The sequence below is a fragment of the Tateyamaria sp. 7Alg 36 genome (genome assembly GCF_059882455.1).
Map to the genome: position 1 here is coordinate 1,295,099 of NZ_CM187613.1, position 12,409 is coordinate 1,307,507.

General features: G+C 62.6%; 13 protein-coding genes. 4 read left to right on the top strand and 9 right to left on the bottom strand.

Annotation, left to right across the window (positions count from 1 at the left end):
- Positions 1-234: 234 nt before the first annotated feature.
- Entirely contained in the window at positions 235-630 is a 396-nt protein-coding gene (locus AC6GQJ_RS06255) for a hypothetical protein (RefSeq protein WP_500772846.1), read from the top strand.
- A 12-nt stretch (positions 631-642) separates the two neighbouring features.
- Here AC6GQJ_RS06255 and xseA read toward each other — a convergent pair whose 3' ends face one another.
- The gene (xseA, locus tag AC6GQJ_RS06260; RefSeq protein ID WP_500772848.1) at positions 643-2,193 is read right to left on the bottom strand and encodes an exodeoxyribonuclease VII large subunit; all 1,551 of its coding nucleotides are present in this window, start codon (positions 2,191-2,193) and stop codon (positions 643-645) included.
- A gap of 69 nt (positions 2,194-2,262) precedes the next feature.
- Here xseA and purD point away from each other — a divergent pair, with 69 nt between their 5' ends.
- On the top strand, positions 2,263-3,531 hold the full coding sequence (gene purD / locus AC6GQJ_RS06265; RefSeq protein WP_500772850.1) for a phosphoribosylamine--glycine ligase: 1,269 nt from the start codon (positions 2,263-2,265) through the stop codon (positions 3,529-3,531).
- 112 nt (positions 3,532-3,643) lie between these two features.
- Here the strand turns inward: purD and AC6GQJ_RS06270 are convergent, their stop codons facing one another.
- Together AC6GQJ_RS06270 and AC6GQJ_RS06275 are read right to left on the bottom strand one after the other, a co-directional pair.
- Positions 3,644-4,429: a VCBS repeat-containing protein gene (locus AC6GQJ_RS06270; RefSeq protein WP_500772852.1), complete on the bottom strand. Its 786-nt coding sequence runs from the start codon at positions 4,427-4,429 to the stop codon at positions 3,644-3,646.
- On the bottom strand, positions 4,429-4,752 hold the full coding sequence (locus tag AC6GQJ_RS06275; RefSeq protein ID WP_500772854.1) for a 2Fe-2S iron-sulfur cluster-binding protein: 324 nt from the start codon (positions 4,750-4,752) through the stop codon (positions 4,429-4,431). The genes AC6GQJ_RS06270 and AC6GQJ_RS06275 overlap by 1 nt, the downstream gene beginning before the upstream one ends.
- 126 nt (positions 4,753-4,878) lie before the next feature.
- Here AC6GQJ_RS06275 and AC6GQJ_RS06280 point away from each other — a divergent pair, with 126 nt between their 5' ends.
- Both AC6GQJ_RS06280 and AC6GQJ_RS06285 read left to right on the top strand, forming a co-directional pair.
- Entirely contained in the window at positions 4,879-5,322 is a 444-nt protein-coding gene (locus tag AC6GQJ_RS06280) for an OB-fold nucleic acid binding domain-containing protein (protein WP_500773829.1), read from the top strand.
- A gap of 68 nt (positions 5,323-5,390) precedes the next feature.
- The gene (locus AC6GQJ_RS06285) at positions 5,391-5,918 is read left to right on the top strand and encodes a peptidoglycan-binding domain-containing protein (RefSeq protein WP_500772856.1); all 528 of its coding nucleotides are present in this window, start codon (positions 5,391-5,393) and stop codon (positions 5,916-5,918) included.
- 79 nt (positions 5,919-5,997) lie between these two features.
- Here the strand turns inward: AC6GQJ_RS06285 and AC6GQJ_RS06290 are convergent, their stop codons facing one another.
- The 6 genes from AC6GQJ_RS06290 to rpiA form a co-directional block, all read right to left on the bottom strand.
- Positions 5,998-7,473 (bottom strand): Do family serine endopeptidase, encoded by a 1,476-nt coding sequence (locus AC6GQJ_RS06290; RefSeq protein WP_500772858.1) that lies wholly within the window; start codon positions 7,471-7,473, stop codon positions 5,998-6,000.
- Positions 7,474-7,636: 163 nt separating this feature from the next.
- On the bottom strand, positions 7,637-7,831 hold the full coding sequence (locus AC6GQJ_RS06295) for a DUF2065 domain-containing protein (protein ID WP_500772860.1): 195 nt from the start codon (positions 7,829-7,831) through the stop codon (positions 7,637-7,639).
- A complete protein-coding gene (hflC, locus tag AC6GQJ_RS06300; protein WP_500772862.1) occupies positions 7,831-8,718 on the bottom strand; it encodes a protease modulator HflC in 888 nt (295 codons plus the stop codon). Before hflC ends, AC6GQJ_RS06295 begins: the two co-directional genes overlap by 1 nt.
- Positions 8,718-9,884, bottom strand: a complete 1,167-nt coding sequence (hflK, locus tag AC6GQJ_RS06305) for an FtsH protease activity modulator HflK (RefSeq protein WP_500773831.1) — start codon at positions 9,882-9,884, stop codon at positions 8,718-8,720. Before hflK ends, hflC begins: the two co-directional genes overlap by 1 nt.
- 73 nt (positions 9,885-9,957) lie before the next feature.
- A complete protein-coding gene (locus AC6GQJ_RS06310) occupies positions 9,958-11,427 on the bottom strand; it encodes an FAD-dependent oxidoreductase (protein WP_500772864.1) in 1,470 nt (489 codons plus the stop codon).
- Positions 11,428-11,615: 188 nt separating this feature from the next.
- Positions 11,616-12,404 (bottom strand): ribose-5-phosphate isomerase RpiA, encoded by a 789-nt coding sequence (rpiA, locus tag AC6GQJ_RS06315; RefSeq protein WP_500772866.1) that lies wholly within the window; start codon positions 12,402-12,404, stop codon positions 11,616-11,618.
- Positions 12,405-12,409 lie beyond the last annotated feature (5 nt).

The window sequence follows — 12,409 nt, forward strand, 5'->3', positions numbered from 1 at the left end:
TTATTCAGGCAGACCTTATCAGCCCCGTCTGTGCGCAATCAGCCCAAAAGCGACCGGTTGTCGCGCAAATGCCGCGCCGATATGCAACTTGTGGCGCGCATGGGCGACACGGGCGGGGACGCAGGGCGCATCGGTGGCTGACTATGCTGCATCCGCTGGCAAACTGACGCCTGCGACACCCTGACAGCGGCAAGGCGCTGGCGCTCTTTGCGCCGCTCTGACACAGTTGGGCCCATGAGAACGCTGACCCTTTTGCTGAGCACCCTGTGCCTGTCCGCCCCTGTCGCCGCCGACCCGATGTCCGCCGCCGAGTTCGAGGCCTATGTCACCGGCAAGACCCTGTATTACGGCAGTTCTGGTGCCGCCTATGGGGCTGAAATCTATTATAAAAACCGCCGCGTCACGTGGTCCTTCCTCGATGGGGATTGCAAGGACGGCTATTGGTATAACGAAGGCGACAACATCTGTTTCGTCTACGAAGACCGCCCTGACGCGCAGTGCTGGACCTTCGAGAAAGGCGCAAATGGGCTCATCGCCTCGTTCGAGAATGATCCCGCCAGCCAGACCCTGTACGAAGCCGAGGACGTGGGTGAAGAGATGATCTGCCTCGGCCCCAAAATCGGCGTCTAGCGCCCAAAGGGCCTAGAACAGCGATCCCTGCTCGGGCGGTTTGCCTTTGGCCTTGGGCTTGCCCGTCGCCGCCGCACCGCCGCCCAGTTTGATCCGGCCATCCACGAATTCGATCTCAAGCCCCGATGCCGCTTCGGCCGCGGCCTTGGTGGTCACAATCTCGCCCCCGCCGCGCACAACTGCATATCCCCGCGCCAATGTCGCCTTGTAGCCCAAGGTTTCGCGCAAACGGTCCATCGCATCCAGACGCTGGCGCAGCCGGTCGATCTGACGCGTGCCAACGCCGTGTAGACGGGTGCGCACCGTGTCAAACCGCGTCCGCTCTTGCGCGACCTCGCGAGCCAGCAGCCGTGGGGTAAAGCGCGCCACGCGGCTTTCCAGCCGGTCGCGGCCGCTGGCGGCCACGCGGACCAAGGCCGCATCCAGCCGCTCGGAAATTGTGGTCAGGCGCTGGCGTTCGCTGCGCAATTGGCGGGTCAACATGGCGGGGCGCAAACTGCCCGACACTTCGGACAGGCGCACCTTGCGCCGCTGCACCCCCGCGATCAGCGCAGGCCCCAGACGGTCGCCCAGCACATCCAGCCGTTGGCGCGGGCTTTCGACCAGCGACTCGGGCCGTGGCAGCGCACGGGCCAGATCGCGCAAGCGCTGGCTGCGCCGCATCAGCGCCGCGCTCTGGCTTGCGGCCATGCGCCCGCCCGCCTGTTCGACCCATGCCATCAATTCATGCCGCACCGGCACGGCCATTTCCGCCGCTGCCGTGGGTGTCGGGGCGCGCCGGTCGGACACGAAGTCAATCAATGTGGTGTCCGTCTCGTGCCCCACTGCGGAAATCAACGGAATCTCAGACGCCGCCGCCGCCCGCGCCACGGCTTCCTCGTTAAAGCCCCACAAATCCTCGACCGACCCGCCACCGCGCGCCACGATCAACAGATCAGGCCGCGGGATCGCGCCCCCCGGTGTCAGCGCGTTGAACCCGACGATGGCGCGCGTAACTTCGGGCGCGCAGGCCGCGCCCTGCACTGCCACGGGCCAGATCAGCACCTTGCGTGGGAACCGGTCGCGCAGACGGTGCAGGATATCGCGGATCACCGCCCCTTGCAGAGATGTCACAACCCCGATCACATCCGGCAGATAGGGAAGTTGCGCCTTTCGTGCAGGGTCAAACAGTCCCTCTGCCGCCAGCGCCTTCTTGCGCTTTTCCAGCAGCGCCATCAACGCGCCCTCGCCCGCAATGGCGATGCGCTGCGCATTAAGCGAGAATTTCGACTGGAAGCCCGACGCGGTCATCCGCCCCTCGGCCACCACTTCCATGCCTTCCTCGGGCATGGTGCCCAGTTCGCCCACCTGCCCCTTCCACGTCATGCAGGAGAGCACATTGCGGTCATCCTTGAGGTCGAAATACAGATGCCCCGAGCGCGCCAGAACCACGCGCCCGACCTCGCCCTTGATTCGTACCCAGCCCAGTTCGCCCTCGATCAGCTTCTTCACTTTGCCCGCAATTTCCGAGACCGAGAATTCGGGCGTGTTCGAACCGGGGATGGGATCGTCAAGAAGGTCCATGGCGCGTCCTTGTGTACTGCTGTTGCCCAGCTTAGAACGCGGGGCAACAAAGGCCAAGGAGTGCAGCACATGAACATCCTCATCTTAGGCGCGGGCGGGCGCGAACACAGCCTTGCATGGGCCGTGCTGCAAAACCCCAAATGCGACCGTCTGGTCGTGGCACCGGGCAATGCGGGAATCGCCGCCATCGCCGATTGCGCCAACCTCGACATCAATGACGGCGGTGTGGTGGCCGACTTCGTTCAGGAAGAGGCGATTGATTTCGTGATTATCGGCCCCGAGGCCCCGCTCGCCGCCGGTGTGGCGGACCGCCTGCGCGACGCAGGTGTTCTGGTCTTCGGCCCCAGTCAGGCCGCCGCCCAGCTTGAAGCGTCCAAAGCCTTCACCAAGGACATCTGCACCGCCGCAAATGCCCCCACCGCCGCCTATGGCCACTTCACCGATGCCGAAGCCGCCAAGGCCTATGTCACTGCCCAAGGCGCACCCATCGTGGTCAAGGCCGACGGCCTTGCCGCAGGCAAAGGCGTGATCATCGCAGAAACCATCCCGCAGGCGCACGCAGCCATCGACGACATGTTCGGCGGTGCCTTCGGCGGTGCCGGTGCCGAAGTGGTGATCGAGGAATTCATGGACGGCGAAGAGGCCTCCTTTTTCGTGCTCTGTGACGGCACCGACGTGCTGGCGATCGGCACCGCGCAAGACCACAAACGCGTGGGCGACGGCGACACCGGCCCCAACACAGGCGGCATGGGGGCCTACTCTCCCGCACCCGTCCTCACCGACGCCATCGCGACGCGCGCACTTGATGAAATCATCCGCCCAACCATGGCCGAAATGGCGCGGCGCGGTATGCCCTATCAGGGCGTGCTCTACGCTGGGCTGATGATCAAGGACGGCGTGCCGCGTCTGGTGGAATACAACGCCCGCTTCGGCGATCCCGAATGTCAGGTGCTGATGATGCGCCTCGGCGCGCAGGCCTTCGATCTGATGCATGCCGCCGCGCAAGGCAAACTGTCCGAGGCACAGGTGAACTGGGCCGACGATCACGCCATCACCGTGGTCATGGCCGCCAAGGGCTACCCCGGCTCCTATGAAAAAGGTGCCGTGATCGGCGGTCTCGACGCCCTGCCCGAAACCAGCAGCCAGATGGTCTTTCACGCGGGCACCACGCTGAAGGACGGCAAAGTCACCGCCACCGGCGGGCGCGTGCTGAACGTCACCGCACGGGCCGACACGCTCGAAGAGGCCGCCAAACGCGCCTACGAGATGGTGGACGCCATCGACTACCCCGACGGCTTCTGCCGCCGCGACATCGGCTGGCGCGCGCTGCCGTCCTGATACCGAACGGACCGCCCCCGCGCGCGGCGGTCCTCCCTTCTCTGTTCCCCCAAAATCCCCGCCGGAGGCTCCCACGCCTTCAACAGGCACACCACCCGATCAGGCGTCGGCCCTAGCCACCCGCACAGACCATCGCCCGCGCGAATGCATCCCGCGAGGTGTCACGTCCCAGAACCGTCTGCGCAAAAACCGCTCCGTCCCATGCCACCGCGATCAGCCGCGACCAATCCGCACTGGCCACAACCATCTCGGGAGGCCCCGCACAGGTCCGTATCCCGCCAGCGATATCGGGCTCGCCAATGCGGTGGTTGGTGACACCGTCCAAAGATGCAACCTCAGTCAAGGCCCCGTCAGCGAACCGCCAGATGCGCAAGGTACGTGCCAGATGCGGGCGGTCCACATAGGCGATCTCGACGTTCCCGTCGCCATCCAGATCCTGTGCGCCGATCATGCCCAACCACCGGTGACGTGTGCCAATGGGCGGAGTTTCTGCGATCACCGCAACGGTCGAGCCTTTGGGATGTTCCGGCGCGGGGATTTCGTCAAATATCCGCACTGCCGAGCCCACATCGAAATAGGATATAACGGTGATCACCTCGACCGAGCCATCGCCATCCAGATCGACCAGACGCGGGGCCGTGTCTTCATAGACGTTTTGATAAGTACCCACCCCGATCTCGCGCCCGCCGCTCAGGCGGAAGCCGACAGCGGCATATTCGCCCCCGGGCAACACCCCGTGGCCATAGGCCTCGGTCGGGATGTCGTAATAGGCATCAAGGATATCTGCCTGCGCTGGTGCAACACCTGCCACCGCCAGCCACAGGCACGCCGCCCGCAGCGCGCCGCGGGCACAACAGGGCCACACGCGCCCCAACAGACGCGGCGCCCCTTTTGGCATCAGATCTGCTTTTCAGGCATATGCACCACGAGACCGTCCAGCGCGTCGGTGACTTTCAACTGGCAGGTCAGGCGCGAGCGTGTCTCGTCAGGCTCGTAGGCGAAATCGAGCATGTCGGTTTCCATGTCGTCCTTGGCGGGCAGCTTCTCGACCCATGCCGCATCGACATAGACGTGGCAGGTCGAACAGGCACAGGCACCGCCGCAATCGGCCTCGATGCCCGGAATGTTGTTGTCGCGCGCGCCTTCCATGACGGTCAGCCCGTTGGCCACATCCACCACATGTTCGGTGCCGCCATGTTCGATATAGGTAATCTTGGCCATGTCCTGGACCCCTTCTTTTCGCTTTCCGCACGGTTCTACCCGCCTCGTTTTCGTCCCGCCAGCCCCTTTCCGTGGACGTGGCGTTTTGCCCTTGCGATGCGCGATATTTGTTCTATCTTTGTTCTCATGCAGGTTGCCCAGCCCCAACAGCCCCTTTTGCCCCGTTCCGGTCCGCGCCACTGGCCGCGCCCGCCGTCCTGCCTGCGCGCCTGCGATCTGGAACTGCCGCCCGAAAACGCGCGCGTGGCGGTGGCTGGGCTGGTGATCCTGCGCCAACGGCCCGGCACGGCCAAGGGCGTGATCTTCCTCACGCTCGAAGATGAAACCGGCGTGGTGAACGTGATCGTCTGGCGCAATATCTACGAACGCTTCCGCCGTGCCGTGATCGCGGGGCGCATGTTGCGCGTCACAGGCCGGTTGCAGCGCGCCCACAGCGTCACCCATATCCTCGCCGAACAGATCGAGGATATATCGCCCATGCTCGACCAGCTTCTGGCGGAAAACACAGGCCGCCAGATGGATGTACAATCGCGCACCGACGCATGGGAAGGGCGCGAAAAGGGCTGCTAGGCCCCGGGGCTAGGCAGAGCGGGCAGCGCGGTCTATGCTGCGCCAAAAGCCCAGCCAGAGGCCCGAGCATGCGTTCCACTTCCCTAGCCCCCCTCATCGCGGCTGCGCTGATGCTTGCCGCCTGCGAGGAAAGCACGCGCGCAACGCCTTCAAATATCGACCCGATTTCCACCGCGACCGCGCCCCCCGGTGCCGCGCCAGACACATGCTGGGGCAAAACCGTCAGCCCTGCGGTGGTCGAAACAGTGACCCGTAAAATCCTGCTGCAACCGGCCCAGATCAGCAGCGATGGCCGCGTGCAGGTGCCACCGCTTTACAAGGAAGAAGTGCAACAACAGGTCGTCACCCCGCGCCGCGAGAACTGGTACGAAGTACCCTGCGCAGCGGACATGACGCCCGAATTTATCTCGTCCGTGCAGCGCGCGCTTGAGGCACGCGGCTATTACCGTGGCCCGATCACCGGTGAGATGGACAAGCGCACCAAGGACGCGGTGCAGCGCTATCAAAAGGCCGAAGGGCTGGACAGTAAAACGCTGTCCGTTGCCGCCGCGCGCAAACTGGGCCTGATCGCGGTGGAGCGCACCGAAGACTCCTGATCCCCCCTGCGTCCCATAGACCACCCAACAAGAAAGGCGCCCCGAAGGGCGCCTTTCTTATTCTCGGCTCAGGGGCCGTTTACTCAAGGCTCAGCGCGACAAAGCGCGGATCGCCGCCACGGCGCACGAGCAGCAGCAGCGACTTGCGCCCTGCCTCTTTGACCTCGGCGACACGGGTTTCCAGATCGGCAATCGACGTTACCTTCTGCTGGCCCGCCTCGGTGATCACGTCACCGGCACGCAGACCTTTTTCATAGGCTTCGGTAGTCTCGTCCACATTCACGACCGCAAGGCCCTGCTGTTCCGGACCCACGCCCAGTTCTTCGCGCATGTCGTCGGTCAGAAGGCTCAGCGTCAGGCCCAGCACGTCCTTGGTGGCCGGTGCGGGCGCTTCGTCTTCGTCCGGTGACTGCGCCACCGCAGGCACGGCACCTTCGGCTTCTTCACGGCGGCCCAATGTGACGCGCAGGGTCACTGTTTCGCCATCGCGGAACACAACGACGCGCACGGTTTCACCCACGGGGCTGTTACCCACCTGACGTACCAGACCGCGTGTGTCTTCCACGTCAACGCCGGCAAAGCTCAGGATCACGTCGCCGTCCTGCATGCCCGCATCCATGGCCGGACCTTCGGGAACAGATGTGACCAAGGCACCGGCAACAGGATCAAGGCCAATCGCCTCGGCGATGTCGTCGGTCACGTCCTGAATGCGCACGCCCAGCCAGCCGCGGCGGGTTTCACCGAATTCCTGCAACTGGTCCACAACGCGTGTCACCACATTCGACGCCATCGAGAAACCGATGCCGATGGACCCGCCATTGGGCGACAGGATTGCGGTGTTCACGCCGATCACCTCGCCGTCCATGTTGAACAGCGGCCCGCCCGAGTTGCCTCGGTTGATCGCTGCGTCGGTCTGGATGTAGTCGTCATAGGTGCCGCTCAGGGCACGGTTGCGCGCCGATACGATACCGGCGGAAACGGAAAAGCCTTGCCCCAGCGGGTTACCCATCGCGATGACCCAGTCGCCCACGCGGGCAACGTCACTGTCACCGAAAGGCACATAAGGCAGCGGGCCTTCGGCCTCGACCTTGAGAAGGGCAATATCTGTGTTGGGGTCGGTACCGATCAATTCGGCCTTCAACTCGTCGCCGTTGAAGAACTCGATCAGGATCTCGTCTGCGCCTTCGATCACGTGGTTGTTGGTGACGATGAAACCGTCCTCGGAAATCACAAAGCCGGAGCCAAGCGCGGAAGAGCGACGCGGGCGATCACCTTGACCGTTACGGTCCTGAAATTCGCGAAAGAAGTCTTCGAAAGGGGAGCCCTCGGGCACGATGCCCTGCGGTCCGGTGCGGCCTTCAACAACGGTCGAGGTGGTGATGTTCACCACCGACGGGCTGATCTGCTCGGCCAATGGCGCGAGGCTTTCGGGGCGCGCATGGGCGGAAAGGGTCTGAACCAGCACAAAGGCCAGTGCCAGCGCGCCCAGCCACATGGCGCGGATGAATTGAGTGGCGGAACGCTGTTCCGCGACGGCGATTGCCTGTCTTTGCATCAGGTGTCTCCTGCATCTTCTGTCGGCCATTGTGGCCATACTTGCACATGTGTTTGCGCAGCTGCGCATAGGGTGCATGTAGGGTTGCAACCTTGCAACATTAAAGATGGATCATGCTCCGTTCGTTTCAACACCGCGTTACCAATCCGTGAACGCGGCGCGATCACAAACCGATGAAAAAGGCGAGCCACAAGCTGATCAACCCCGACACCACCACCAGCGCGCCGAACTGGCGGCGCACGGGCAGCGGCAGGCTGCGCAGCAGCTCGAGCACACGTTCCACAAGCGAAGGGGCCAGCACATAGGCCAGCCCCTCCACAATCATCACAAGCCCGAGGGCGAGTAAAATCCACGCCATCAGTCGCCTTCGGCGCTGCGTGTGCCCTGATCCGAGCGCAGGTAGTTGAAGAACTCGCTGTCCGGCGACATCACCATGGTCGAGTTACTGCCCTGAAGGGCGCGTTCATAAGCGGTCAGCGAGCGGTAGAATTCGAAGAATTCTGGGTCCGCACCAAAGGCTTCGGCATAGATCGCGTTGCGGCGGGCGTCTGCTTCACCACGGATGATCTCGGCCTGACGTTCACTGTCAGACACCAGTTCCACCACGGTCCGGTCCGCTTGGGCGCGAACACGTTGCGCGGCTTCGTTACCACGGGCACGCTCATCCGTCGCTTCCCGCTCACGCTCGGCGCGCATCCGTTCGAATGTCGCGTCAAGGTTTTCGGTCGGCAGGTCGGTGCGTTTCAGGCGCACGTCGATGATGTCGACACCCAACTCACGCGCCTGCGGGATGGAGGAGTTACGGATGCGCAGCATCAGTGCGGCACGGTCTGAACTCAGGATATCGTTGGACGACACCGAACCCAGCACCTCACGTGTTTCGGACCGCAGGATCGAATCGAGCCGGTCTTCGGCAAAGGCGATACCGCCCCCACCGACAGCCTGACGGAACCGGTTCACATCGACGATCCGGTAGCGGGCGAAAGCATCCACAACCAGACGACGGTCATCCAGCGGCGTGACTTCAAGCGGGTCGATGTCACGGCTCAGGATACGGTCGTCATACCGCACGACTTCCTGAATGAGCGGGATCTTGAACGCCAGTCCGGGATCTTCCTTGACCGCAACGACGCGACCGAATTGCAGAACCAGCGCCTTTTCACGCTCGTCCACGATAAAGATCGACGACAGGCCAACAGCGGCCAGAACGACGATGATCGGCAACAAATAGGTTGTCTTACGCATTATTCGGTCCCTCCGGTGCTGCGACGCAGTTCGTTAAGCGGCAGGTAGGGCACAACACCCTGTCCGGTGCCACCACCCGCAGTATCGTCCAGAATGATCTTGTCCATCTGGCCCAGCACGCTTTCCATAGTTTCGAGGTACAGGCGCTTGCGCGTCACCTCGGGGGCTTTGGCATATTCGCTCAGAACGGCGGTAAAGCGCGATGCCTCACCTTCGGCCTGGTTGACCTGCTGGGCGCGATAGCCTTCGGCTTCTTCCAGCAACTGTGCGGACTGACCGCGCGCTTCGGCCAACACGCGGTTGGCATAGGCGTCAGCCACGTTTTGCAAACGGTCACGTTCCTGTTCGGCGGCTTGAACGTCACGGAAGGCGTCAATGACCTCGCGTGGCGGGTCGGCCTTGTCAAAGTTCACGCGGATGACGTTCACGCCACTGTCATAGCTGTCGAGCGTGGATTGGATCAGATCCTGCAAACGGTCACCGATGACGCCACGATCACGGTTCAGGATCGGGGCCAGTTCGGATTGCGCGATAATTTCGCGCATGGCCGATTCAGACACGGCGCGAATGGTTGGGCGTGGATCACGCAGGTTGAACAAAAACTTGCTGGGATCGTTGATGTTCCACTGCACCTGAAAGTCGATGTCGACGATGTTCTCATCGCCCGTCAACATCAGCCCCTCATCCGAGCCGCTGCGCCCGACGCCGATTTCCTCGGTACGTTCTGTTGTGACCGGAATAACCTCGGCAGTGACCACAGGCCATGGCGCAAAGTTCAGGCCCGGATTACCAATGGCCGAAAACTCGCCAAGGAACAGCTCAACCGACTGCTCTTCAGGACGGACGGTGTAAAAGCTGGCCATCAGCCACAGCACAAGCGCCACAAGCGCACCCAGACCGATGGTGCCGCGTGTCAGGAACGGACCACCGCCGCCACTGCCACGACCGCCGCCGGTGTCACCACCGCCGCGACCGCCCATCAGGACGCGCAATTGCTCCTGACCCTTTTTCACCAAATCGTCGATCTCGGGGATCTGCGGTCCTTCGTTGCCGGGGCGTTGACCGCCATTCCCACGATCGGGACGGCGCGGGCCATTGCCACGATCGTTATCGCCACCACCAGAGTTTCCGCCGCCCCCCCAGGGGCCGCCTGTATTGCCAGCCATATGGTCCAGTACTCCTGTTGTCATGCAGCCTTGCTGCACTGTTGTTTCTTAACTGTGCTTTTTCTGCTGATATTCAAGCAGTCCGCGTGGGTGTCTTCATTGTCACGATCTCTTCCGACATCGTGGGGTGAACCGCAACGGTGCGGTCGAAATCTTCTTTTGTTGCGCCCATCTTGATGGCCACGCCCGCCAGCTGGATCATCTCGCCCGCGTCGGGTGCGACGATGTGACAGCCCAGAACCTTGCGGGTTTCCTTGCTGACCACCAGTTTCATCAACACGCGTGACGGCTCTCCGGCAAAGGCGGACTTCATGGGGCGGAACGAGGTGCAGTACACCTCGATCTCTTCCTGCTCGGCGGCGTCTTCCTCGCTCAGGCCCACAGTGCCCATTTCGGGCTGGGTAAAGATGGCCGAAGGGATCAATTCGTGATCGACTTCGGTCGGATTGTCCATGAACGCTGTCTGCACAAAGGCCATGCCCTCGCGGATCGCCACAGGGGTCAGGTTCACGCGGTTGGTCACATCCCCAATAGCATAGATATTGGACACGCCGGTATGGGAATAGCTGTCGACCTCGATTTCCTTGCCGCGGCCCAGCTTTACGCCCAATTCCTCAAGCCCCAGATCGTCGGTATTGGGCGCACGGCCCGTGGCGAACAGCAGCAGATCGAACTCGCGTGCCTCGCCCGCTGTCGGCTTGACCCAGACCGGCACACCGGGGCCGTCGCCGGACCGTTCCGCATTCAGGTCTTCGGATTGCGCCACATCAGGGCCCATCGTCGCATCCGAGGATGTCGGCCCGTTCTCGCGCCCCTCGCCAGAACCGGCGGGGCCCATTTCAACGATGTCGGTGCCCACATGCAGATTGATACCGTTCTCGCGCATAGTTTCGGCGATCAGGCCGCGTGCCTCGTCGTCAAAGCCGCGCAGGATTTGCGCACCACGGTAATATTGCGTCACCTCGACGCCCAGACCGTTGAAGATGCACGCAAACTCACAAGCGATGTAGCCGCCACCAATGATCAGGATCGACTTGGGCAGCTTTTCAAGGTGGAAAATATCGTCGCTGACAATGCCCAGATCGGCATTAGGCAGATCGGGGCGCACCGGATGACCGCCCGTCGCAATCAGGATCGTCTTGGCGGTCTTGGTCTCGCCGGTAGACAACTCGACCGTATGGGCATCCTTCAGCCGCGCACGCGCATCAAAGGTCTCCACACCGGAATTGGCCAGCAGGTTGCGGTAAATCCCCTCCAAACGGTCCAGTTCAGACCGCATTTTGTCCTGAAACACAGGCCACTCGAACGCACCGTCGGCAATGTCCCAGCCGTAGTTGCGCGCAAGGCTCGGCATGTTGGCAAATTCGCTGGCAAACACCATGAGCTTTTTGGGCACGCAGCCGCGTATAACACACGTCCCGCCATAGCGGTCCTCTTCGGCCAGCGCGACCTTGGCCCCTGCCTCGCCCGCAGCCACCCGCGCCGCACGCACGCCGCCGGACCCGCCGCCGATTACAAACAGGTCATAGTCATACTCGCTCATGGTCAGCTTCCTCAGTTTCGGTGCAGCGTTCATATCTCACATGAGCGCTGGTAAAACCAGACCCACGGGCGGTGCAGCGTTGGCTTGAAAGGCGCGCGCAGCGCATGGGGACAGGTCCGCTTTGGCCCCTTGCAAAGGATCGTAAACCCCGCGACAGGCCGCACCATCGGTCGGGTGCGCAACCGCGCCTAGTCGGCGAGGTCGGAAAACAGATTGTCAGTTTCCAGAAAATCAAGGCGGTCCTGTTCGACCGTGCCTTCGTTGATATCGCGCACTTCGACCCGTCCGTCGCCGTACCCGATCACCACCGCGTCGCAAATATCTATAAACAAACCGTTTTCCACAACACCCGGCATCTGATTGATGACTAGCGCCAACTGGCGCGGGTTGCCGATACGCTGCAAATGCAGGTCCAGAATATAGTTGCCCTCGTCCGTGACAAAGGCGTGCGAACCGTTCATCCGCAGGCTGGATTGCCGCCCCAGCACGTCCATCGAAATCAGCGTTTCCTCGACCAGCGCCTGCGTTGTCTGCCAGCCAAAGGGGATCACTTCGATGGGCAATGGAAACGCCCCGAGGTGTTCGACCTCTTTGCCCACATCCGCGATCACCACCATTTGATCCGAGGCGGTCGCCACGATCTTCTCTTGCAGCAGGGCACCGCCGCCGCCTTTGATCAGGTTCAGATCGCCATCAAATTCGTCCGCGCCGTCAATGGTCAGGTCCAGCCACTTCGCCTCGTCCAGCGAGATGACGTCGATCCCGACCTCGCGCGCCAGATCCGCCGTGCGCGAGGATGTGGGCACGCCTTTGAACCGCAACCCGCCATCGCGCACCTGATCGCCCAGACAGCGCACCAGCCACGCCGCAGTGGACCCCGTGCCAAGACCGACACGCATGCCGTCCTCGACGTAATCCGCAGCCCGTTTGGCGGCAACGAACTTGGCTTTGTCGATGGGCGACAATTCTCCGGTCATAATAA